Source organism: Cupriavidus sp. GW823-FHT06D04 (genome assembly GCF_058795055.1).
On record NZ_JBXAHL010000002.1, the window covers coordinates 236,245 to 259,095 of the forward strand.

Here is a 22,851-nt window from a genome sequence, read left to right on the forward strand (position 1 = left end):
GCACGGTCAGTTGGAGGCGGTCAGCACGTTGTAGGTGCGCAGCGCATTGATGCGGCTGAGCAGCCCGCTGGTGTAGGTCAGGAATTCCTGGCGCGACTTGCCGGTCAGCGTCGGCGATTCCATCAGCGTGATGGTCAGCGGGTTCTGCGGCACGTCGTTGAAGCGGAACTCATAGTGCAGGTGCGGGCCGGTGGCCCAGCCGGTCGAGCCGACATAGCCGATCAGCTGGCCCTGGCGCACCGGCTGGCCCTGGCGCATGCCGGCAAAGCCGGACAGGTGCGCATAGTAGGTCGAGTAGCCGTTGGCGTGGTTCAGGATGACGATATTGCCGTAGCCGTTCTGCTGGCCCACGAACTCGACCACGCCGTCGCCGGTGGCCAGCACCTTGGTGCCGGTCGGGGCGGCGAAGTCCACGCCCTTGTGCTGCGCCCAGTCATGATGCAGAGGGTGCTCGCGGCCGCCGAAGCCCGACGACACGCGCGAGAATTCCACCGGCGAACGCAGGAACGGCCGCTTCATGCTGCGCCCGTCGAAGGTGTAGTAGGCGCCGCCGTCTTTGCTGTCCTCGGGCGCGAACCACAGCGCCTGGTGCAGCTGGTTGCGGTTGATCAGCTCCAATGCGACCACGCGGCCGTTGCGCACGAAGGTGCCGTCGCGGAAGCCCGCTTCGTAGATGATGCGGAAGCGGTCGCCGCTGGCGATGTCGTGGTGGAAGTCGATCACGCCGGAGAAGATCGACAGCATCTGCTGCACGACTTCGTCGGGCACGTTGGCCGCGTCCATGGCCTTGAAGAAGCCGCCCGCGGAAATCGCGCCCGAGGCCATCTCGTAGTGCACGTCGTTGTCGACGCGCTGCACCTTGGCCTTGTAGGTGGCGGCGGTATCGTCGCTGGCCGCGCGCACGCGCTCGATCACCAGCTCGCGCGAGGCGGCTGCATCGCCGCCCAGGTTGGCCTGCAGCGACACCAGCGTGTTGCTTTCGTCGATCTCCGCCTGCACCGCCTGGCCCGGGTTCAGGTTGAACAGGCCGCGCGCGGTCGGGTTCTTGACGATGAACGCCTGCGCGTCGGCATCGTCCACGCCCAGCCGCTTGAGCAGGCTGGCGATGGTGTCGCCGCGCTGCATGCGCTCTTCGCGTACGTAGACGGCCTGGTTGTCGGTAAGCTGTTCAAGTTGCTCGCGCACGTCGGGCATGCGCAGCGCCTGCTGCGTGCGCGGTGCGAGCGGATCGTCAAAGGCGCTGCGCGGCGCAACGCCCATCGCCGCGGCCATGCCGAGCGTGAAGATTGCGCCCACCGAGGCCGTCAGTTGTTTGCGCCGCCGCGCGTGCTGGGGGTTGGTCGGATCGACAAGAACCACCAGCTCACGCGCGAAAACTTCGCGGAGTCTGGACCACATCACGTAAAATTCAACCTTGGTCTGAGCACCACTGCCGGGGACGATGTGTCTCGTCTGCCTTCCTCCCCCGAGGTGCGGCGCGGGCTCTTCACTGTTATTTGGCCGCCAGCATTGCTGCACAAAGTGGCGGGTAGCGCACTGGAAAGGCTTCCGTAGGCGCCGGGAATCGCGGATTATACCAAAATCCGGCCCTGGCGGCTGTCAGGAAATTTCCTAAAATTTCAAGTATTTCAAAGACTTACGTCATGACTGAAGTTGCCACGGGCCCCACGGCCAAATACCCCCTGACGCCGTCGGTGATGCAGGCCCTGGAAGTCTCCAAGCGAGGCTGCGACGAGCTGCTGATCGAATCCGAGTGGACGCAGAAGCTGGCGCGCAGCGAGGCCACCGGCGTGCCGCTGCGCATCAAGCTGGGCCTGGATCCGACCGCGCCCGACATCCATATCGGCCATACCGTGGTGCTGAACAAGCTGCGCCAGCTGCAGGACCTCGGCCACCAGGTGATCTTCCTGATCGGCGACTTCACCTCGACCATCGGCGATCCGTCGGGCCGCAACAGCACGCGCCCGCCGCTCACGCGCGAGCAGATCGAGGCCAACGCGCAGACCTACTACCGCCAGGCCAGCCTGGTGCTGGACCCGGCCCGCACCGAGATCCGCTACAACAGCGAGTGGTGCGATCCGCTGGGCGCGCGCGGCATGATCCAGCTGGCGGCAAAGTACACCGTGGCGCGCATGATGGAGCGCGACGATTTCACCAAGCGCTTCCGCTCCGGGATTCCGATTTCCGTGCACGAGTTCCTCTACCCGTTGATGCAGGGCTATGACTCGGTCGCGCTCAAGTCAGACCTGGAGCTCGGCGGCACCGACCAGAAGTTCAACCTGCTGGTCGGGCGCGAGCTGCAGAAGGAATACGGCCAGGAGCCGCAGTGCATCCTGACCATGCCGCTGCTGGTGGGCCTGGACGGCGTCGAGAAGATGTCCAAGTCCAAGGGCAACTATGTCGGCGTGACCGAGGCGCCCAACGAGATGTTCGGCAAGCTGATGAGCATCTCGGACGACCTGATGTGGCAGTACTACACGCTGCTGTCGTTCCGCCCGCTGGCCGAGATCGAGCTGATGAAGCAGGAAATCGCGCTGGGCCGCAATCCGCGCGACTGCAAGGTGCTGCTGGCGCAGGAGATCGTGGCGCGCTTCCACAGCCAGGCCGATGCCGAGAAGGCACTGGAAGATTTCAACCACCGCGCCCGCGGCGGCGTGCCGGACGATATCCCGGCAGTCAGCCTGAGCGGCGCGCCGCTGGGCATCGCGCAGCTGCTCAAGCAGGCCAACCTGGTGCCGTCCACCTCGGAAGCCAACCGCAATATCGAGCAGGGCGGCGTCAAGATCGACGGCGCCACGGTCAGCGACAAGGCCACCAGGGTGGCCGCCGGCACCTATGTCGTGCAGGTCGGCAAGCGCCGCTTCGCGCGCGTGACGCTGGCCTGAGGCGGCCGGGATGATCGCGCTGATCCAGCGGGTGGCCCAGGCCCGCGTCACGGTAGAAGGCCGCACCACCGGTGAAATCGGCGCCGGCCTGCTGGCGCTGGTCTGTGCCGAGCGCGGCGACACCGAGGCGCAGGCCGAGCGGCTGCTGGCCAAGATGCTGTCGTACCGGGTGTTTTCCGATGCGGCCGGCAAGATGAACCTGCCGGTGCAGAACATGGACGGCAACGGCAACGCCGGCGGGCTGCTGGTGGTGTCGCAGTTCACGCTGGCGGCCGATACCAACAGCGGCACACGGCCGAGTTTCACGCCCGCTGCCTCGCCCGAGGACGGCCGGCGCCTGTACGAGCATTTCGTGGCGCAGGCGCGCGCCGCCCATCCGCAGGTGCAGACCGGCGAGTTCGGCGCGATGATGCAGGTCAGCCTGGTCAACGACGGCCCGGTCACCTTCTGGCTGCGGGTGCCGCCGGCCTGAACAGATTCCAAGCTGCCGCGCCCCGGCGCGGCACCAAGACAGGAGAGACAAATGAAACTCTGGAGCAAGTCCTTCAACGACAACGCGCCGATTCCCGGCGAGTTCGCCTTCTGCGTGCCCGACGCCACCGCCCACGTGGCCCTGTCGAACAACCGCAATCCCGACCTGCACTGGGAAGACGCCCCGGCCGAGACGCGCTCGTTCGTGCTGATCTGCCACGACCGCGACGTCCCCAGCAAGGGCGACGACGTCAACCAGGAAGGCCGCGAAGTGCCGGCCTCGCTGCCGCGCGTGGACTTCTTCCACTGGGTGCTGGTCGACATCCCGCCGGGCCTGACCTCGATCGCGGCGGGCTCGCACAGCGACGGTGTGATCGCGCGCGGCAAGCCGGGCCCCGAAGCCGCCGGCGGCACCGCCACCGCGGGCGGCCTGCGCCACGGCATCAACGACTACACCGGCTGGTTCGCCGGCGATGCCGACATGAAGGGCGACTACTACGGCTATGACGGCCCGTGCCCCCCGTGGAACGACACGCTGCTGCACCACTACGTGTTCACGCTGTATGCGCTGGACGTCGACCGGCTGCCGCTGGATGGCACGTTCACCGGCGCGCAGGTGCGCGACGCGATCCAGGGCCATGTGCTGGCGCAGGCCAGCCTCACCGGAACCTATACGCTGAACCCGAAGCTGGCGAAATAACGCCTGGCCGGCGCCGCGCCAGCCGCGCAGTGCCCGGCCTCAAGGAAATCCCGAAGGAAACGGCATGTCGCAAAGCCCCGGGCCGCATTCGCTGGCCTATACCCACCTGATCGTGATCCGCCACGGCGAAACGGCCTGGAACCGGGAGCGCCGGCTGCAGGGCCAGCTCGACATTCCCCTGAACGAGACCGGCCGCGCCCAGGCGCGCGCGCTGGCCACTGCGCTGGCGGGCGAGCCGATCGATGCGGTATATGCCAGCGACCTGTCGCGTGCGATGGAAACCGCTGCGCCGCTGGCCGAGGTGCTGGGGCTGCAGGTGCGCCCCGATGCGCGCTTGCGCGAGCGCAGCTATGGCACGCTGCAGGGCAAGACCTACGCCGAAGTGGCCGAGCACCTGCCCGAGGATTTCGCCCGCTGGCAGGCGCGCGTGCCGGACTACGCGCCGCCTGAAGGCGAGTCGCTGCTGGGCTTCCATGAGCGCGCGGTCGAGGTGGTGCTGGCGCTGTCGCGCCGGCATCCCGGCGAGCGCATCGCGCTGGTGGCGCACGGCGGCGTGCTCGACTGCCTGTACCGCGAGGCCACCGGCATGACGCTGGAAGCGCCGCGCCAGCATGAACTGCTCAATGCCAGCGTCAACCGGCTACGCAGCGACAGCACCCACCTGACGCTGGCGCAGTGGGGCGATGTCAGCCACCTGGAAAACCTGGCGCTGGACGAGGTGGACCGGCGCGTGCCGTAGCGCTACACGCGGACGCGGAACGGGGTGAAGTCGGTATTGCGGTCGAAGTAATCTTCGTTCTCGGCCCGCTTCAGGAACCCCACCACCTTGTACGTCACCGGTGTCATTACCACTTCCCAGCCGGTCTTCAGCACGTACTGCGCCACCGCCACCTGGATCACCTTCTCCAGCGGCCAGATGCCGTAGAAGGCAATCACGTAGAACAGCGACGAGTCGACTAGCTCCCCGGCCAGCGTGGAGCCGATCGTGCGCGTCCACAGCCACCGCCCCGACGTCCACAGCTTCATCTTGGCCAGCACGTAGCTGTTGGTGAAGCTGCCGCAGCAGAAGGCGATCAGCGAGCCGAGCGCAATCCGCCAGGTGTTGCCGAACACCTCCTCCAGGCTTTTCTGGTAGTCCGCCATGAAGGGCGCGACCGGCATGTTCAACACCACCAGGCTCATGAAGGTGGCGAACGCCAGCGCGGCAAAGCCGGCCCAGACCACGCGCCGGTCGCGGCCGTAGCCGTAGACCTCGGTCAACACGTCGCCGAAGATGTAGGAGATCGGGAAGAACAGCACCCCGGCGCCGAAGGTCACCGTGCCGATCACCGGCAACGTCACCTGCGCCGCCTTGGCCGCGCCGATCAGGTTCGAGCACAGCAGCACGGTGACAAAGGCCACCATGACTAAGTCATAGTAGCGGTAGACACGGCCCGGTTGGGTCGTGCTGGCGGGGACGGCGGACATGGGGGCTCCCGGTCGGACGCGCTGGCGCGCGGTGTTTTGGGCGCGATTATGCCAGCGGGCCCCGGATTGCGCCGCGCCTGCCGCGGCGTGCGCAAGCGTTGCTGTGGCCGCCCGAAATGAAAATTCCCGGCCGAAGCCGGGAACTTCAGGTAGAGCGGCGCAGCCGGGTGGCCGCGTCAGATTTCCAGCTTGCTGATCTTGGCGCCGTTCACCGAGACGTCGAACATCAGGCCGGCATTGGTCTGCACGAAGGCAATCACCGGCTGCTGGCTGGTCAGGGTGTCGAGCCTGCCGTCCGCGCCGATCTTGGCCACCGCCACGTTGGCATCGGCGCCGGCGGTCCAGCCCTTGCTGGAAACAAACTTGTTGTAGGCCTCCGGGGTCATGAACATGATGATGACGGCCTTGGACTGCCCGCCGGCGGTCAGCCCGACCGAGGCCTGCGTCGTGCTGTAGTAGCCGACCGTCGCGCCCTTCGATCGCAGCGCACCCTCGCCGTACTCGCCGCCTACCACCAGGCCGGCCGAGATCACGCGCGGGAACACCAGGACCCCTTGCGCACGCTGCGCCAGGTCGCGTGCGCCGGCGTTGGTGGAGAACAGCCGGTTCAGCGCTCCGTCCACCCCTGCATCGATTTCCTGCTTCTTGGCGACCGGGTCCTTCGAGGCGCTGGTGCCGGTAGTGCTGCAGCCCGCAGCCATCACCGTGGCGACGAGCAGGCCCGATCCGGCAACCCGGGTAACAAAGTGGCGACGATTCATAGGTAACCTCCTGATGGGAAAAGTACCGCGTCTGGCTCAGTGGCTCAGTTGGCTGCGGCTGCCGCGGGTGCCTTGACCGTAATGGCCACGACTTCACGGTAGACGATCTTGGCCATCTGGCCCTGCTTGATGCCGTTCAGGTCGATGGCCGGGTCCTGCACTTTCACCGTGCGCAGCGTCTCGCGCGGACCGCGGAAGGTGATCAGGCGCTTGGCCGGGTCGACCTTGGTGATCTGTGCGGTCACCGTGGTGGTGATCTCGCGCATGATGCCTGGCTTGCCGCCCTCTGCGGCGCGCGTGGTGCGGTCGACCGATTCGGCCAGTGCGGTGGCCTTGCTGTCGACCGGTTCAAGCGCGGCGACCAGCGCGGCGCCACGCGCTACGGTCAGGATGTCGCCCTTGCGGATCTGGCCAAAGTTGCGGGCTTCGTCGCCAGCCACCAGTTCGACCACGTTGCCGCGCGGGCCCTGGACCAGCACGGCCTTGGATTCGGGATCGATATCGACGATCTTGCCGCTGATGACCGCTTCTTCGGCCACGCCGACCGGCGCCGGCGGGCGCTGGGCGTTGGCACTGCCGGCGGCGAACGCGGTGGCGGCGAGGGCTGCGGCGAGCAGGCTGGACGAATGGCGAATCATTGGCTTTCCTTGACGTATTTGTGAAGGTGCCGTGCCTGGCGGGGCGCGGCCATCGCAGCACCGGGCCGGTGCCGATAAAGCCATTGTGGACAATCGGCCACGGGCCAGCAATCCACTTCGAAAAAATTTGGAGCGCGAAATTAAAACATTTAATTGGTGCTGCGCCGGGCCCTGCCAAGGCGCTATTGCTGCACTGCAGCGCGCTGTCAGGCGTCGCCGAACAGCTCGGTCGCGCCGCTGCCTTGCGGGTTGGCCAGGCCGAAATGCCGATAGGCGGCAGCCGTGGCCACGCGCCCGCGCGGCGTGCGCTGCAGATAACCTTGCTGGATCAGGTAGGGCTCGAGCACGTCCTCGATGGTGTCGCGCTCCTCACCGATGGCCGCGGCCAGGTTGTCAACGCCCACCGGGCCGCCGCCGAACTTGAGCAGCACGGCTTCGAGCAGCTTGCGGTCCATCAGGTCGAAGCCGACGCTGTCCACGTCCAGCATGGCCAGCGCTGCGTCGGCCATAGCGCGAGTGATGTTTCCGTCACCCTTGACCTCGGCGTAGTCGCGCACGCGGCGCAGCAGCCGGTTGGCGATACGGGGCGTGCCGCGCGCGCGCCGGGCGATCTCCAGCGCGCCCTGCGGGTCGATGCGGGCATGCAGCAGCTGCGCCGAGCGCGTGACGATGCGGGCCAGCTCATCGGCGGTATAAAACTCCAGCCGCGCCACGATGCCGAAGCGGTCGCGCAGCGGGTTGGTCAGCATGCCGGCACGCGTGGTGGCGCCCACCAGCGTGAACGGCTGCAGGTCGAGCTTGACTGAGCGCGCCGCCGGGCCTTCGCCGATCATGATGTCGATCTGGTAGTCCTCGAGCGCCGGGTACAGGATTTCCTCGACGACCGGCGAGAGCCGGTGGATCTCGTCGATGAACAGCACGTCGTTGGCTTCCAGGTTGGTCAGCAGCGCGGCCAGGTCGCCCGGGCGCTCCAGCACGGGGCCCGAGGTCTGGCGCAGGTTGACCCCCATCTCGCGCGCGATGATGTGGGCCAGCGTGGTCTTGCCCAGGCCCGGCGGGCCGAACAGCAGCACGTGGTCCAGCGCCTCGCGCCGGTTGCGCGCGGCGTGCATGAAGATATCGAGCTGCCCACGCACCTTTTCCTGGCCGACATATTCGTCCAGCAGCTTGGGCCGCAGCGCGCGCTCGAACGCCTCCTCCTGCGACGAGGCGGGGGTGGCGGCGATCACGCGGGCGGGGGCGGCAAGCTTGTCAGTTTCGATCATGATGGTCAGGGGCCCGGACAGCGGCAACAAGCCGCCATTCTACGCGCCTATGCAGCTCTCAACCCTTGGACAATGCCTTGAGCGCCAGCTTGATGCCTTCCGACACGCCGGTCCCCGCCGGCACCTGCTTGATCGCGGCGGCAGCTTCCTTCTCCGAGTAGCCCAGCGCCAGCAGCGCATTGAGCACGTCGACGGCGCTGTCCGGCACCGCCGGCGTGCCCGGCGCATGGCCCAGCTCCGCGCCCAGCTTGCCCTTGAGCTCCAGCAGCAGCCGCTCCGCGGTCTTCTTGCCGATGCCGGGAATGCGCGTGAGGCGGCCGGCTTCCTGCAGCGTGATGGCCTGCGCCAGCTCGGGGACCGACATGCCCGACAGCACCGCCAGCGCCATGCGCGCGCCGATGCCGGTGATCTTGATCAGCTCGCGAAAGGTGTTGCGTTCCGATGCGGTGCCGAAGCCGTACAGCAGGTGCGCGTCCTCGCGCACGATCAGCTGCGTCAGCAGCGTCACCGGCTGGCCCACCGCGGGCAGGTTGTAGAAGGTGCTCATCGGCACGTCCACCTCGTAGCCGACGCCGTGGCAATCGACCAGCAGGTGCGGGGGATTCTTCTCGATAAGGGTGCCGGCGATGCGTCCGATCATGGTGCGGAGGAGGGAATGGAAGGTGGGGTGTCAGGGAGGAGGCGGCCGCAAGTGTAGCCCAGCGGCCGCCCGGCCGGATCAGCGCGCCGGCGTATCCACCGCGCGGCGGCCCAGCGCCGGGTCGTCGGTGAAGAAGCCGTCGATGCCGGCCGCGATAAAGGCCTGCACCTCCCGCTCCATGCCGGACGGGCTGCGCGTGGCGTCGTCGCCGCCGGTCTGCAGCGCCTTGGGCAGGAAGCTGTTTTCCGGGCGGAAGGTGTAGGGATGGACGAACAGCCCGGCAGCATGCGCCTGGCGCACCACCGGCGTCGGCGCAGCCAGCGCGCCCTGCGCATCGCGTGGCACCACGCTGCTCTTCTCCGGGCCGATGCCGTCGGCGTAGGCTGCCACTTCGCGCAGGCCGGTCGTGCTCAGCATGTCGTCGAAGGTGCGCGGGTCGCCGGCAAGCTTCCAGTCCGCGGGGCCTTTGCGCGGGTTGCCGATGAGTTGCACCAGCTTCACGTTGGGCAGCCCGCGGCCCAGCGTGCGTCGCATCGCGCGCAGGCTGCCGCTCTCGAAGCACTGGATAAACACCGGCGCCTGGCGCAAGTAGGGCTGCGCGCGCAAGGCCGCTGCCAGCTTGTCTTCAAGTGGCAGGCCGATGCCGCGAAAATAGCTCGGATGCTTCAGTTCGGGATAGATGCCGATGGGTTTGCCGGTGCGCAGCGAGGCCTGCTCGGCCAGCCGCACGATCTCGTCGAAGGTCGGCACCTCGAACTGGTCGTTCAACCGCGCATTGGCCGGCCGCAGGCGCGGGATGCGCTCACGCGCGCGCAGTGTCTTGAGCTCGGCCAGCGTGAAGTCTTCGGTGAACCAGCCGCTCAGGCGCTCGCCGTCGATCACCTTGGTGCGCTTGCGCTCGGCGAACTGCGGCAGTTCGGCCACGTTGGTGGTGCCGGTGATGTCGTTCTCGTGGCGCGCCACCAGCACGCCGTCGCGTGTCATGACCAGGTCGGGCTCGATGGCGTCGGCGCCGTCCTCGATGGCCTTGGCGTAGGCGGCAAGCGTATGTTCCGGGCGCAGCGCGCTGGCGCCGCGGTGGGCGATCACCAGCGGCCTGGGAGGCTGGGTGGCGGCGGCCGCAGGCGGAGCGCTCGCGGCGGGTGCCGGCACCGGAGCCGCAGACACGGGCTTAGGGCGCGGCGCGGTGGCGCAGCCGGCGACCAGCACGGCGCAGGCCGCAGCGGCCGGGAACAGCCATCGCCGGAAGGCAAGAACAGGGAAGAGGCTGGCTGCGCGCCAACGCGGCGCGCTCAATCGGGACTGGCTAGGCATGCAGCGTTCCTGTGGTGAGACCAAGGCCCGATTGTAAAAGATGGGGGAGCGGGCACAGCAAGCGCCAGCCGCTGGCCGTGCTCAGCCGACCAGCCGCCCGCGCCGCACGCGCATGCCCTTGCGCACCAGGTCGGGCGCCAGGCCCGACAGCGTGCCCAGGGTATCGCTGCCGTTGGCATGGCAGATCGCCACGCCGAGCGCATCGGCCGCATCGCTGCCGGGCTGGCCGGGCAGCATCAGCAGCCGCGTCACCATTTCCTGCACCTGCGCCTTGTTGGCGCGGCCGTAGCCGACCACCGCCACCTTGAGTTGCAGCGCGGTGTACTCGAACACCGGCAAGCCGTAGCCCACCAGCCCGCAGATTGCCGCGCCGCGGGCCTGGCCGAGCAGCAGCGTGGACTGCGGGTTGACGTTGACGAAGACCTTCTCGATCGCCGCGCAGTCGGGTGCATAGGTGCGCGACACTTCGCTGATGCCGTCGTAGAGCGTCTTCAGCCGTTCCGGCAGGGTTGAATTGCCGTCGCTCGTGATCGTGCCCGAGGCCACGTAGGCAAGCTTGTTGCCGTGCTTCTCGATCACGCCGAAGCCGGTGGTGCGCAGGCCGGGGTCGATGCCTAGGATTCGCATGAACTGGGTAGGGTGGGATACCGTCGTTAGTGTATTGCCTTTTGCGCCGGCACCTAATGCAAAAAGCGGTTTCGCTTTCCCTTGCAGGAGAACGAAACCGCTTCGGGAGCCGGCGGTCTTGCCAGGCAAGACCGCAAGCCTGCCAGTGCTTAGTGGCGGAAGTGGCGCGTGCCGGTCACCACCATGGCGATGCCGCGCTCGTCGGCGGCGGCGATCACTTCGTCGTCGCGCATCGAGCCGCCCGGCTGGATCACGCAGGTCGCGCCCGCGTCGACCACCACGTCCAGGCCGTCACGGAACGGGAAGAACGCGTCAGAGGCCACGGCCGAGCCGGCCAGCGTCAGGCCGGCGTTCTGCGCCTTGATGCTGGCGATGCGGGCCGAATCCACGCGGCTCATCTGGCCGGCGCCAACGCCCAGCGTCATGCCGCCGCCGCAGAACACGATGGCGTTGGACTTGACGAACTTGGCCACGCGCCAGGCGAACATCAGGTCGTCCATTTCCTTCGGGGTCGGGTGGCGGCGCGTCACCACGCGCAGCTCGGACGGCTGCACGTTCCTGGCGTCCGGGCTCTGCACCAGCAGGCCGCCGCCGACACGCTTGAAGTCATACTGGTTGATGCCCTTGCCCAGCGGGATTTCCAGCAGGCGCACGTTCTGCTTGGCCGCGAATACGGCACGCGCGCCGGCGCTGAACGACGGGGCGATCAGCACTTCGACGAACTGCTTGGCCACGGCCTGAGCGGCGGCTTCGTCCAGCTCGACATTGAAGGCGATGATGCCGCCGAAGGCCGAGGTCGAATCGGTCTTGAAGGCCTTGTCATACGCTTCCAGTGCATTCGCGCCCAGCGCCACGCCGCACGGGTTGGCATGCTTGATGATGACGCAGGCGGCGCCGTTGGCGGCGTCGAACGATTTGACGCATTCCCAGGCCGCGTCGGCATCGGCGATGTTGTTGTACGACAGTTCCTTGCCCTGCAGCTGCACGTAGTTGGCCAGCGCGCCGTCCACGGCCTTCAGGTCGCGGTAGAACGCGGCGGACTGGTGCGGGTTCTCGCCGTAGCGCATTTCCTGCACCTTGTCGAAGGCCAGGTTCAGCGTCTGCGGGTAGGCGCTTCGGGCCTGGTGCGACTTGTCGGCACCCAGGCTGGTCAGGTAGTTGGTGATGGCGCCGTCGTACTGCGCGGTGTGCGCGAACACCTTGGTGGCCAGGCGGAAATTGGTGTCGTAGCCGACGCTGTTGGCGTTGGCGCGCATTTCATCGAGCACCACGGCGTAGTCGGCCGGGTCGACGATCACGGTCACGTCGCGATGGTTCTTGGCCGCCGAACGCAGCATGGTCGGGCCGCCGATGTCGATGTTCTCGATCGCGTCGGGCAGGGTGCAGTCATCCTTGGCCACGGTCTGCTGGAACGGGTACAGGTTCACCACCAGCAGGTCGATCGTCGGGATGTCGTGCTCGGCCAGCGCGGCCATGTGCTCGGGCAGGTCGCGGCGCGCCAGGATGCCGCCGTGCACCTTCGGGTGCAGCGTCTTGACGCGGCCGTCGAGCATTTCCGGGAAGCCGGTGTAGTCGGCCACCTCCGTCACGGGCAGGCCGCTGTCGGCCAGCAGCTTGGCGGTGCCGCCGGTGGAAAGCAGCGTGACGCCGAGCGCGTTCAGTTCGCGCGCGAAATCGACGATGCCGGTCTTGTCGGAAACGGAGAGTAGGGCTTGCTTGATCATGGCTGTGGGAGATGCTTCAAATTCAAAGTAAACCGTGCTGCTGCAGCTTTTTGCGCAGCGTATTGCGATTGATGCCCAGGTAGGCGGCCGCCAGCGACTGGTTGCGCTCGGCGCGCACCATCACGGCTTCCAGCAGCGGCCGTTCGACGGCCTCGAGCACCATGTTGTACATATTGGACGGCTCTTCGCCGTCCAGGTCGCGAAAGTACGTATCCAGGCTTTCCCGGATGCACTGGTCGATAGCGTTGCGGCTCATGCGGCAAGCAACTCCCCGTTTTTGTTGTTGTTCGCTTCGTCTTGGTCTTGTGCTGCGTCGTCCACGTACACCAGCCGGTCAGAGATCTGCGCCTGCTCGTCGAAGAACGCATTGACCGCCGCCAGTTGTTCGGCGGTGCTCTCCAGCGTGTTCATGCGGTGGCGGAACAGGTTGGCGCCGCGCAGCCCGCGCGTGTACCAGGCAATATGCTTGCGCGCGGTGCGCACGCCGGTGAATTCGCCATAGAAGTCGTAGTGGTCTTCCAGGTGCGCATTCATGATGGCGCGGATCTCGGCCACTTCCGGCGACGGCAGCATCTCGCCGGTCTTCAGGAAGTGCTCGATCTCACGGAACAGCCAAGGCCGGCCCTGCGCCGCGCGGCCGATCATGATCGCGTCCGCGCCGGTCAGCGCCAGTACTTGCTTTGCCTTCTGCGGCGTGGTGATGTCGCCGTTGGCGACCACCGGGATCGAGACCGCTGCCTTGACCGCGGCAATGGTCTCGTACTCGGCGTCGCCGTGGTACAGGTCGGCGCGGGTGCGGCCGTGGATGGTCAGCATGCTGATGCCCGCGTCCTCGACCATGTGCGCGATGCGCAGCGCATTGCGGTTCTCGCGGTTCCAGCCGGTGCGGATCTTCAGCGTGACCGGTACCCGGTCGCCCACGGCGCCGACCACGGCCTGGACGATGCGCACCACCAGCGGCTCGTTCTGCAGCAGGGCCGAGCCGGCGGCGACGTTGCACACCTTCTTGGCCGGGCAGCCCATGTTGATGTCGATGATCTGCGCGCCGCGGTCCACGTTGTAGCGCGCGGCCTCGGCCATCATCGACGGCTCGGCGCCGGCGATCTGCACGGCGATGGGCTCGACCTCGCCGGCATGGTTGGCGCGGCGCATGGTCTTCTCGCTCTTCCACAGCTGTGCGTTGGACGCCACCATTTCCGACACCGCATAGCCTGCGCCGAGCTGCTTGCACAGCTGGCGGAAGGGCCGGTCCGTCACGCCCGCCATCGGGGCGACAAACAGGTTGTTGCGGAGTTGGTGAGGTCCGATCTGCACGATTGGGCGGCGGTTCTGAGAGGCTGTCCCGGTGACCGTAGCGCCTTCGCGGCGCGGATGGCGCCAGGGAAGGGATCGGGACGGCCTGCTCTGAGACGGAAGACGAAACGGAAAAACATGCCCCTGCCGAAACTGCTGCCGGCGTTGGATCGGGACATGTGCGAGGGCAGGATTCTACCGCCAAACCGTCGCCATTGCCCAAGATTTGAGCATCCGGAGCGCATCCGGGCAGGGGCAGTGGCGCAAACGCCGCCACGCGCGTGCCGCTTGCGCCACTGCCTGAGGTCAGTGGCGCATTCCAAACATCATGTGGCGCGCCAGCGCATGCCGCAGCGGCGGCAGGCAGGCCAACGCGGCCAGCGACGCGCCCCGCGCGTGCGCGGCCAGCGGGTAGGCGATGCCGAACACGCGCGGCAGCAGGTCGGTCACGCCGATGGTGACGGCGCGGTCGAACCGGTGGCGGCTGGCGAAGGCTTGCAGCGCCTGCGGCGTGCAGGCGCTGCGCAGCGAATCGGCCAGCGCGAAGGCGTCGCGCAGGCCCAGGTTGAGCCCCTGGCCGGCCACCGGGTGCAGCGTTTGCGCGGCATTGCCGACCGCCGCCACGCGGCCGTTGACGGTCACCGGTGCGGCATTCAGGCCGAGCGGGAAGGCATGGCGCTTGCCGGCCAGCGTGAAATGGCCCATGCGGTCGCCAAAGGCCCGGCCCAGTTCCGCCGCGAACTCGGCTTCCGGCAACGCGATGCGCCGCGCGGCCTGGTCCGGCGGGCAGCACCACACCAGCGCATAGCCCGAAACGCCGTGCTCCTCGTGCGGCAGCAGCGCCAGCGGGCCTTCCTCGGTAAAGCGCTCCCAGGCCCAGCCCGGCTGCGGGCGCGAGCAGGTCACATGGGCGATCACCGCGGTCTGGCGGTAGTCGCGCGTGCGTGCGCCGCGGCCCTGGTGGGCGGCCTGCTGGTGGAACAGCCCGCCCTCGGCCTGCACCACCAGGCGTGCGGCCAGGTGCGCCACCTCGCCGTCGTGGCCGGTGCCGGCCAGCTGCACGGTGCCGGCATCGGGGTCGTCCGCGGCGCGCGGCGCGGGATCCTGTGCGATCTGGTCGATGCGGGTCTCGAACACGCGCTGCAGCCGGCCTTCGCCCGCCGCCTGCGCGGCATGGGCGAGCGCGCGCTCGAGTGCCTCGCACAAGTCGCCGTAGCGCACCACGTAGCCGAGCGCCGGCACGCCGTAGTCGTCATGGTGCAGCCGGACATGGCCGAAGCGGCCGCGCTGCGAGACATGGATGTGCTCGATCGGGCTGCCGGGCACCGGCCAGGCGCCGATCTGCTCCAGCAGCTGGCGGCTGCCATGCGACAGCGCGATCGCGCGCGGATCGCGCGCGGCGCGCGCCGGGGTGGCGGCATCGACCAGCGTCAGGCGCCAGCCGGTCGTGCGCAGCAGCTGGCAGGCCAGCGCCAGCCCGACCGGGCCGCCGCCGACGATGGCGATGTCGCGAAGGCCGTGGAATTCAGGTTGCGCGGCCGGCATCGTCGCTGCCTCCTGCATGACCCGCATCCGCCTCCGCTTGTGCTGCCGTATCGCGCTTCCAGCAGATCGCATCCGAGCGCGACTTGCCCGCCGCGGCGTCGCGCAGCGCGTTCTCGAGCTTCTGGTGGTTGAAACCCGGCAGTGCGCGCAGCTGCTCCAGCAGTGCTACATGGTTGGCGGCATTGAGCGGCGCCACGCAGCCCTGGCCCGAATCGGGCGTGCCGATCAGGATCAGCCAGGCCGTGCCGGCCCAGGGCGCGCGGTCGGACACCCGCACCACCACGCGCTCGAGCGCGTCCCAGGCGACTTCCTCGCGCTGGCCGTCGGGGCGGTGCACCACCACGCGGTCGTCGTACAGGTTGATGATGAAGGGTTCGGACGGATCGGGCCGGCGGGTGCTGCCAGCATTGCTGCCGCTGCGGGCCTGGCCCGGAAAGATTCTGCGCAGCCAGCCGATCATCGCAGACCTCCGGCAGCATTTGCGTTATCGCGCATCAGCGCCTCGATCTCGTCGGCCAGCACCGGCACGCCGCGCGTGATCAGCTCGCAGTCGCCGTCGGTGACCACGGCGTCGTCCTCGATGCGGATGCCGATATGCCAGTAGCGCTCGGGCACGTCCTCGGCCGGGCGCACATAGATGCCGGGCTCGATGGTCAGCACCATGCCCGGCTGCAGCGGCCGCCACGGGCGCTCGCCCTCGCCGCCGTGGCTGGCCACGCGGTATTCGCCCACGTCATGGACATCCATGCCAAGCCAGTGGCCGGTGCGGTGCATGTAGAAGCGGCGGTAGCTGCCGCTGGCCAGCACGTCGTCGAGTGTGCCTTCCTTGTTGCGGTCGAGCAGGCCGGTATCGAGCATGCCCTGCGCCAGCACGCGCACGGCGGCGTCATGCGGCACGTTGTAGGGCACGCCGGCGCGGGTCTCGGCAATGGCGGCGTCCTGCGCGGCCACCACCAGGTCGTACAGCTCTCGCTGCGCCGGCGAGAAGCGGCCCGAGACCGGGAAGGTGCGGGTGATGTCCGAGGCGTAGCCGTCGAACTCGCATCCGGCATCGATCAGGCAAAGGTCGCCGTCCCGCAGTTCGGCGGGGCCGGCGCGGTAGTGCAGCACGCAGGCGTTGGGGCCGGCCGCGACGATCGAGTTATAGGCCACGCTCTGCGCGCCATGGCGGCGGAATTCATAGAGCAGTTCTGCTTCCAGGTGGTATTCGCGCAGCCCGGCGCGGGTGGCCTGCATGGCGCGCACATGGGCCCCGGCGGAGATCTGCGCCGCGCGGCGCATGGTGGCCAGTTCGCCCGCATCCTTGAACAGGCGCATTTCATCGAGCACGGTGCGGATGTCGAGCGCAACCGACGGCGCGGCCACCCCGGCGCGGCCCTGCATGCGCACGGCGTCCAGCCAGCGTCGCATCTGCACGTCGGTGCGGGTCGAGTCGGCCAGCGGGTAGGCAATCTGCGCGCGGTTGGCCAGCAGCGGCGGCAGCGCGGCATCGATCTCTTCGACCGAATGCGCTTCGTCAAAGCCAAAGGCGGCGCGCGCGCCTTCCGGGCCGAAACGGAAACCGTCCCAGATTTCGCGCTCTTCATGCTTGGGGCGGCAGAACAGGATGCTGCGGTCGGCATCGGCGGGGTCGCCCGGCGCGCCGGCCACCAGCACCAGCACGGCATCAGGCTCGGTAAAGCCGCTCAGATAATAGAAATAGCTGTCGTGCCGGTACGGGTAGTCGCTGTCGCGGTTGCGCATGGCTTCCGGCGCCGTGGGCAGGATCGCCACGCCGCCGCCACCGGCGCGCAGGTGCTGCAGCACACGGGCGCGGCGGTCGCGGCAGGCGGCGAGGAGGGCGTTGTCGGGTGAGGACATGGTAGGGCCTGGGATGAGGAGGATCAGGGCGATTCTACCGCCGCTGGCGCCTTGCTGGCCGCGGGATCTTCCGGGCAGCCTGCCCAGTCAGTCGACTTAGCGCCCGTGCGCCGCCACAGGCGCTGCTGCCGCAAGCGCCGCATCCAGCTCGGCCAGCTGCGCCGGCGTGCCCACGTTCTCCCAGCGTCCGTCGAAGCGTTCGCCGGTAGCAGCGCCAGCCTCGATGGCCTCCCAGTAGTAGGGTGTCATCGGCATTTTGGTGCCAGGTTCGATGGCGGTGAAGAGGCGCGTGTCGTACAGGCCGATATTGCCGAATGTCAGCCGTTCGCCACCGTTGGCCAGTGTCCCGTCGAGCGTCAGCAGGCCGTTCGGTTCCAAGGTGAAGTCGCCATTCGGGTGAAAATCCGGGTTGGGCACCATCACCAGGTGCATGCGCGGGGCGGGAGCGCCGGCCATGTCGTGCGCGCGAGGCAGCAGCCTGCGGAAGTCGTAGTCGCAAAAAATGTCGCCCGACACGGCCAGGAAGATCTCGCCGCGCTCCGGGTGCGCGGACAGCAGCGGCAGGGCCTGTGCTATGCCGCCGGCGGTTTCCAGCGCAGTGCCCTCGGCAGAATAGGCCAGCCGCACGCCGAAACGGCTGCCGTCTCCCAGCGCGGCTTCGATCTGTGCGCCCAGCCAGGCATGGTTGATGACGATGTCGCGCAGGCCGGCACGCGCCAGCGCCTCGATCTTCCAGACGATCAGTGGCTTGCCGCCCACCGCCAGCAGCGGCTTGGGGCAGGTATCGGTCAACGGACGCATGCGGTCGCCGCGGCCGGCGGCGAAGATCATGGCCTTCATCAGAACAGAGCCTCCAGGGCAAGCAGCGCGGCCATGCCACCGGCGATGGTCCAGCCCACGCTGCGGGTTCGAGCGGCGATCAGGATGGCCACCAGGCCGGCCACCAGCCGCGCGTTGGCGGGGGTGAGGGCAAGCTCGCCATGCTGCATCAGCAGGTCAGGGGCGATCAGCGCCGACAGCATCGCTGCCGGCACGAACTGCAGCGCGGTGCGGAACCACGACGGCAGCCGCACGCGGCCTTCCACGGCGATGAACGACAGGCGGATCAGGAAGGTCGCCAGGCCCGCGGCAAGGAAGACCCACAGCAGGGTCATCACACTCATGCGGCCCCCTTGCCGGCCGGTCCGCCTGACGTGGCATCGGCGCCACGGCTGGCCGGGCGTGGCCCGGGTCGGTTGCCGCGGCCCAGCACCAGCATGCCCACGGCAATGCCGCCGAGCGCCGCCACCATCAGACCGAGCTTGTGCGGCAGGCTGTAGCAGGCCACCGCCAGCACGCTGGCGGCCAGCGCCGCGGCCACGTGCGAGCGGTGCTTCAGGCCCGGCACGATGATGCCGATGAAGGTCAGCGGCAGGAAGAAATCGAGCGGCCAGTCGCGCGGCACCTGGGCGCCGACCAGCACGCCGGCCAGCGTCGACAGCTGCCAGCTGGCCCACAGGGCGAAGCCGCCGCCGAAGTAGTACCAGTGGCGGTAGCGGGCGCGCGGGCCGCTGTCGCCAAGCCGGTGCGTCATCGCGGCAAAGGCTTCGTCGGTCAGCAGGTAGGCGATCAGCGCCTTCCAGCGCCGCGGCAGGTGCGCGAGCGTGGGCGCGATGGTGGCGGAATACAGCGCGTGGCGCAGGTTGACCATGGCCACCGTCAGCGTGATCACCACTGCCGGGGTGCCGGCGGTCCACAACTGGGTCAGGATCATCTGCGAGGCGCCGCCGAACACGACCACGCTCATCGCGCAGGCCAGCCACGCCGGCATGCCGGCGCCGACGGCCAGCACGCCATAGATCAGGCCGAACGGCACCACGCCCAGCAGCATCGGCGCGAGCGCGCGCGCGCCGGCCAGCCATTCGCCGGCGGCGGTGATGGCGGGCGCGTGGTGGTCGGGCAGAACCGGCTCGTTGTCGGGCACGGCGTCAGAACGTGTAGCCGGCGGGGCTGGCCACGCCTTCGAGCGCGTCCAGCAGCCGGATCAGCTTGCGCAGTTCGGTGTAGCGGCCGGCCACCTGGCGGGTGTACTTCATCACCAGCGGCAGGTTGGCCAGGTAGCCGTCCTTGCCGTCGCGGTGGTACAGGCGGGCGAAGATGCCCAGCACCTTAAGGTGGCGCTGCAGGCCCATCCACTCAAAATCGCGATAGAACTCGCCAAAGTCGGCATTGACCGGCAGCCCGGCCTTGCGCGCGCGCTCCCAGTAGCGGATCAGCCAGTCCAGCTGCTGCTCCTCGTCCCATTCGATATAGGCGTCGCGCCACAGCGAGACCGCGTCGTAGGTGATCGGGCCGATCACCGCGTCCTGGAAGTCGAGCACGCCCGGGTTGGCGCCGCCGTCGAGCACCATCAGGTTGCGCGAGTGGAAATCGCGGTGCACGTAGACCTGCGGCTGCGCAAGATTATTGACGAGTAGCGTTTCAGTCACTTCGCGCAGGTCAGCCTGCTGGGCGTCGGTCAGGCTGGCTCCCAGGTGCTTGGCCACATACCACTGCGGGAACAGGTCGAGCTCGCGCTGCAGCAGCGCGCGGTCGTAGGCCGGCAGCTCGCCGGGGCGGGTGGCGGCCTGGATGCGGATCAGCGCGGCGGCCGCGTCGGCGTACATGCCGTGGGCGGTGGAATCATCGAGCCGCGACAGGTAGGTCTGGTTGCCGAGGTCGGCCAGCAGCAGGAAGCCCTGCTCCAGGTCCTGCGCCAGCACGGTCGGCACGGTCACGCCGGCCGCGCCGAACAGCCCGCACACATGGATGAACGGGCGGCAGTCCTCATGCGCCGGCGGGGCGTCCATCACGATGGCGGTGGGATGCGCCGGATGGCCGGTGCTGACGCGGAAATAGCGCCGGAAGCTGGCGTCGGCCGAGGCGGGGGCGCAGGAATCGGGATCGGCGGACCATGCCGGGCCGAGTCCGGATACCCAGGCCTTGAGCTGGTCCAGGCGCGGGTCGTGGGAGAGAGCTGCCATACAGATACGTGTGGGGAACGGGCGCAGAGTGGAAATGAAACCGAAAGTAAGCGGGAAGGGGACCCTAGGTTGCCCCGTATAATACCCGACCAGACCCGGGCGCCGGGTGGCCCCCGGGAGGGGCCATTCGGTGCCCCGCAGCCTGCTCCGGCAGGGGCTGGCGGCTTGCAGGCGGGCCGCAGCCGACGCCGAGACTGACAACCCGTGCGAATGACCGAACAACAACGATCACCGAACAACAGGGCCTTGCCTTCGCCTGCCCCAACCAGCGTTCCTGCCCGAGCCAGGCGCGCCGGCGGCCTGCACGCGGGCGCGCTGCGGCCGCTGGTGCTGGCCATGGCCAGCCTGTCGGCCGGCGCACACGCCCAGATGTCCGGTTCGGCGATCCCCGATCTCGACCAGGTCGAGCCGGTGTTCGAAGCCGCGCCGAAAGCGCCGCCGCTTCCGGTGGAGTCCGGCGAACTGGTGCCGCGGCTTGCCGAACCCGGCAAACAGTCAGACGCCGGCCCCGGCGGCCCGACCTTTATCGAGGCCGACCGCATGACCGGCTATAGCGAGCGTGGCGTCGAGCTGGAAGGCCATGCCGAGCTGCGCCGTGACGGCGGTGCGATCAAGGGCGACAAGCTGACCTACGACCAGGACACCGACGAAGCCTTCGCGCAGGGCAATGTACGGATGTCGCGCAGCGGCACGCTGGCGGTCGGCCCCGAGGCGCGGATGAAAGTCGAGGCCAACGAAGGTTACATGCTGTCGCCGGACTATTATTTCCAGCAGACCGGCGGCACGGGCAAGGCCGAGCGCATCGACTTCCTGGACAAGGACCGCAGCACCGCCAGGCACGCGTCGTACACCACCTGTTCGCCCGACAACGCCGACTGGTACTTCAGCGCGAACCGGATCGACCTGGACAACGACCGCCAGGTGGGCGTGGCCTACGGCGGCGTGCTGAACTTCTTCGGCGTGCCGATCGCGGCGGCGCCGGCTTTCAGCTTTCCGCTGAACGACGAGCGCCGCAGCGGGTTCCTGGCGCCGCTGATGGGCTACAGCTCGCGTTCGGGCTTCGACCTGACCACGCCGTACTACGTCAACATTGCGCCGAACCGCGACCTGACCATCTATCCGCGTCTGATGACGGAGCGCGGCCTGCAGCTCGGCGGTGAGTACCGTTACCTTGGCCAGGGCTACAACGGGCGCCTGCGCGCCGAGTTTCTGCCGGACGACAAGAAGACCAATTCAAACCGCTGGGCCTACTCGGTCCAGCATAACCAGAACCTGGCCAAGGGTCTCAATGCCTACCTGAACGTGAACCGGGTATCGGACGACCAATACCCGGACGACTTCAACCGCAGCGTTGCGCAGTCCGCGCAACGCCAGTACACGCAGGAAGGCGGCGTTACCTACAACTGGCAGGATTTCACGGTGCTGGCGCGGGTGCAGAAGTTCCAGACGCTGCGCCCCAGCGAGCCGTCGTACGAGCGCGTGCCGCAGCTCAACGGCAAGTACATCCGCTATGACCTGGGTGGCTTCGACGTGCAGGTGGAAGCGGACTACACGCGCTTCCGCATTCCGCTGACGTCCACCGGCCTCCAGCAGCCACAGGGCGAGCGCATGTATATCCAGCCGAGCATCAGCTACCCGATCGTGCGGGCGGGCTGGTACGTGACGCCGAAGGTCACCTTCAACGCGGCGCAGTACCAGATGGAGGCGGCTTCCAACACGCCTACGGCGCAGAATAACTTCTCGCGCGTGCTGCCGACCATGAGCCTGGATTCGGGCATGACGTTCGAGCGCGAGGCACCGACGGTCAGTCGCCTGTTCGGCGTGAACTATGTGCAGACGCTGGAGCCGCGCCTGTTCTACGTGTACACCCCGTTCCGCGACCAGAGCCAGTTCCCGCTGTTCGACACGGTGCAGTCCGACTTCGGCTACGGGCAGATCTTCAGCGAGAACCCGTTCACCGGCTACGACCGCATTGCCGACAACAACAAGCTGACCGGCGGCCTGACCACGCGCCTGATCGAAGCCGACACCGGCATCGAGCGCTTCCGCGGCACCATCGCGCAGCGCTACGACTTCACCGGCCAGCGCGTGCAGATCAACAGCACGCTGGCGGATCCCAAGGCGGGTTTCTCGGACCTGCTGGCGGCCACCACCATCCAGATGTTCCGCGGCTATTACCTGGACGCTGGCGTGCAGTACAACCCGGACAGCGACCGGATCAACTACGGCAACGTGGCGCTCTCTTACCGGCCCGAGTCGCGCAAGGTGATTAACGCAGGCTATCGCTACCGCCGCCCGACCTCGGTGACCGACAACACCGCGATCGACCAGTTCGAGGTGTCGAGCCAGTGGCCGATCACGCGCCGTGCCTATGGCATCGCACGCTTTGCCTTCGACCTGACCGCGAGCCAGATGGTCGACGCGCTGGCCGGTGTCGAGTACGCCGCCGACTGCTGGGTTGGCCGCGTGGTCTACCAGCGCTTCCGCAACACCACGAATGGCTACACCGGGCGGGTCTTCCTGCAGGTGGAGTTCCGTGGCCTTTCCAAGATCGGTTCCAACCCGTTGAACATCCTGCGCCTGAATGTACCGGGCTATGAGCCCGTATCGGCCAAGCCGGTGCCGACGACCCAGTTCGATCACTATGAATGACGGATTA

23 protein-coding genes are annotated in these 22,851 nt (G+C 68.0%); 5 read left to right on the forward strand and 18 right to left on the reverse strand.

What is annotated here, in order from left to right; genetic code table 11:
- Positions 1 to 6: 6 nt before the first annotated feature.
- Positions 7 to 1,398: a M23 family metallopeptidase gene (locus AC1Q7H_RS04795; RefSeq protein WP_013955573.1), complete on the reverse strand. Its 1,392-nt coding sequence runs from the start codon at positions 1,396 to 1,398 to the stop codon at positions 7 to 9.
- Between the two features lie 245 nt (positions 1,399 to 1,643).
- On the opposite strand from AC1Q7H_RS04795, the gene tyrS reads away from it, so the two are divergent.
- The 4 genes from tyrS to AC1Q7H_RS04815 all read left to right on the forward strand — a co-directional run bounded on the left by tyrS (position 1,644) and on the right by AC1Q7H_RS04815 (position 4,795).
- Positions 1,644 to 2,885 (forward strand): tyrosine--tRNA ligase, encoded by a 1,242-nt coding sequence (gene tyrS, locus AC1Q7H_RS04800; protein ID WP_211980717.1) that lies wholly within the window; start codon positions 1,644 to 1,646, stop codon positions 2,883 to 2,885.
- Positions 2,886 to 2,895: 10 nt separating this feature from the next.
- The gene (gene dtd, locus AC1Q7H_RS04805) at positions 2,896 to 3,357 is read left to right on the forward strand and encodes a D-aminoacyl-tRNA deacylase (RefSeq protein ID WP_010813898.1); all 462 of its coding nucleotides are present in this window, start codon (positions 2,896 to 2,898) and stop codon (positions 3,355 to 3,357) included.
- 51 nt (positions 3,358 to 3,408) lie between these two features.
- A complete protein-coding gene (locus AC1Q7H_RS04810) occupies positions 3,409 to 4,056 on the forward strand; it encodes a YbhB/YbcL family Raf kinase inhibitor-like protein (RefSeq protein WP_013955575.1) in 648 nt (215 codons plus the stop codon).
- Positions 4,057 to 4,120: 64 nt separating this feature from the next.
- Positions 4,121 to 4,795 (forward strand): histidine phosphatase family protein, encoded by a 675-nt coding sequence (locus tag AC1Q7H_RS04815; RefSeq protein ID WP_035824657.1) that lies wholly within the window; start codon positions 4,121 to 4,123, stop codon positions 4,793 to 4,795.
- 2 nt (positions 4,796 to 4,797) lie between these two features.
- Here the strand turns inward: AC1Q7H_RS04815 and AC1Q7H_RS04820 are convergent, their stop codons facing one another.
- The 17 genes from AC1Q7H_RS04820 to AC1Q7H_RS04900 all read right to left on the reverse strand — a co-directional run bounded on the left by AC1Q7H_RS04820 (position 4,798) and on the right by AC1Q7H_RS04900 (position 20,192).
- On the reverse strand, positions 4,798 to 5,523 hold the full coding sequence (locus AC1Q7H_RS04820) for a queuosine precursor transporter (RefSeq protein WP_492381000.1): 726 nt from the start codon (positions 5,521 to 5,523) through the stop codon (positions 4,798 to 4,800).
- Between the two features lie 176 nt (positions 5,524 to 5,699).
- Positions 5,700 to 6,284, reverse strand: a complete 585-nt coding sequence (locus AC1Q7H_RS04825) for a BPSL1445 family SYLF domain-containing lipoprotein (protein ID WP_013955578.1) — start codon at positions 6,282 to 6,284, stop codon at positions 5,700 to 5,702.
- A 44-nt stretch (positions 6,285 to 6,328) separates the two neighbouring features.
- Entirely contained in the window at positions 6,329 to 6,922 is a 594-nt protein-coding gene (locus AC1Q7H_RS04830) for a hypothetical protein (protein WP_010813893.1), read from the reverse strand.
- Positions 6,923 to 7,128: 206 nt separating this feature from the next.
- On the reverse strand, positions 7,129 to 8,187 hold the full coding sequence (gene ruvB / locus AC1Q7H_RS04835) for a Holliday junction branch migration DNA helicase RuvB (RefSeq protein ID WP_013955579.1): 1,059 nt from the start codon (positions 8,185 to 8,187) through the stop codon (positions 7,129 to 7,131).
- A 58-nt stretch (positions 8,188 to 8,245) separates the two neighbouring features.
- Positions 8,246 to 8,827: a Holliday junction branch migration protein RuvA gene (ruvA, locus tag AC1Q7H_RS04840; RefSeq protein WP_013955580.1), complete on the reverse strand. Its 582-nt coding sequence runs from the start codon at positions 8,825 to 8,827 to the stop codon at positions 8,246 to 8,248.
- A 78-nt stretch (positions 8,828 to 8,905) separates the two neighbouring features.
- On the reverse strand, positions 8,906 to 10,141 hold the full coding sequence (locus tag AC1Q7H_RS04845; RefSeq protein ID WP_153953242.1) for a glycerophosphodiester phosphodiesterase: 1,236 nt from the start codon (positions 10,139 to 10,141) through the stop codon (positions 8,906 to 8,908).
- Between the two features lie 81 nt (positions 10,142 to 10,222).
- Entirely contained in the window at positions 10,223 to 10,768 is a 546-nt protein-coding gene (ruvC, locus tag AC1Q7H_RS04850) for a crossover junction endodeoxyribonuclease RuvC (protein WP_013955582.1), read from the reverse strand.
- 149 nt (positions 10,769 to 10,917) lie between these two features.
- The gene (gene purH, locus AC1Q7H_RS04855; protein WP_013955583.1) at positions 10,918 to 12,492 is read right to left on the reverse strand and encodes a bifunctional phosphoribosylaminoimidazolecarboxamide formyltransferase/IMP cyclohydrolase; all 1,575 of its coding nucleotides are present in this window, start codon (positions 12,490 to 12,492) and stop codon (positions 10,918 to 10,920) included.
- A gap of 22 nt (positions 12,493 to 12,514) precedes the next feature.
- A complete protein-coding gene (locus AC1Q7H_RS04860; RefSeq protein WP_010813887.1) occupies positions 12,515 to 12,748 on the reverse strand; it encodes a Fis family transcriptional regulator in 234 nt (77 codons plus the stop codon).
- On the reverse strand, positions 12,745 to 13,806 hold the full coding sequence (dusB, locus tag AC1Q7H_RS04865) for a tRNA dihydrouridine synthase DusB (protein ID WP_013955584.1): 1,062 nt from the start codon (positions 13,804 to 13,806) through the stop codon (positions 12,745 to 12,747). The genes AC1Q7H_RS04860 and dusB overlap by 4 nt, the downstream gene beginning before the upstream one ends.
- Before the next feature lie 285 nt (positions 13,807 to 14,091).
- Positions 14,092 to 15,330, reverse strand: a complete 1,239-nt coding sequence (locus AC1Q7H_RS04870; protein WP_492378185.1) for a UbiH/UbiF/VisC/COQ6 family ubiquinone biosynthesis hydroxylase — start codon at positions 15,328 to 15,330, stop codon at positions 14,092 to 14,094.
- The gene (locus tag AC1Q7H_RS04875; protein WP_492378177.1) at positions 15,311 to 15,790 is read right to left on the reverse strand and encodes a hypothetical protein; all 480 of its coding nucleotides are present in this window, start codon (positions 15,788 to 15,790) and stop codon (positions 15,311 to 15,313) included. The genes AC1Q7H_RS04870 and AC1Q7H_RS04875 overlap by 20 nt, the downstream gene beginning before the upstream one ends.
- The gene (locus AC1Q7H_RS04880) at positions 15,787 to 17,190 is read right to left on the reverse strand and encodes an aminopeptidase P N-terminal domain-containing protein (RefSeq protein ID WP_492378178.1); all 1,404 of its coding nucleotides are present in this window, start codon (positions 17,188 to 17,190) and stop codon (positions 15,787 to 15,789) included. Before AC1Q7H_RS04880 ends, AC1Q7H_RS04875 begins: the two co-directional genes overlap by 4 nt.
- A gap of 96 nt (positions 17,191 to 17,286) precedes the next feature.
- A complete protein-coding gene (gene murU, locus AC1Q7H_RS04885) occupies positions 17,287 to 18,030 on the reverse strand; it encodes an N-acetylmuramate alpha-1-phosphate uridylyltransferase MurU (protein WP_013955588.1) in 744 nt (247 codons plus the stop codon).
- Positions 18,030 to 18,353, reverse strand: coding sequence for an AzlD domain-containing protein (locus tag AC1Q7H_RS04890; RefSeq protein WP_492381001.1), 324 nt, complete (start codon positions 18,351 to 18,353; stop codon positions 18,030 to 18,032). Before AC1Q7H_RS04890 ends, murU begins: the two co-directional genes overlap by 1 nt.
- On the reverse strand, positions 18,350 to 19,153 hold the full coding sequence (locus AC1Q7H_RS04895; protein WP_211980721.1) for an AzlC family ABC transporter permease: 804 nt from the start codon (positions 19,151 to 19,153) through the stop codon (positions 18,350 to 18,352). The genes AC1Q7H_RS04890 and AC1Q7H_RS04895 overlap by 4 nt, the downstream gene beginning before the upstream one ends.
- A 4-nt stretch (positions 19,154 to 19,157) precedes the next feature.
- A complete protein-coding gene (locus AC1Q7H_RS04900; protein ID WP_211980722.1) occupies positions 19,158 to 20,192 on the reverse strand; it encodes an aminoglycoside phosphotransferase family protein in 1,035 nt (344 codons plus the stop codon).
- A 210-nt stretch (positions 20,193 to 20,402) separates the two neighbouring features.
- On the opposite strand from AC1Q7H_RS04900, the gene AC1Q7H_RS04905 reads away from it, so the two are divergent.
- A complete protein-coding gene (locus AC1Q7H_RS04905) occupies positions 20,403 to 22,844 on the forward strand; it encodes an LPS-assembly protein LptD (RefSeq protein ID WP_211980723.1) in 2,442 nt (813 codons plus the stop codon).
- The last annotated feature ends 7 nt before the right edge of the window (positions 22,845 to 22,851 follow it).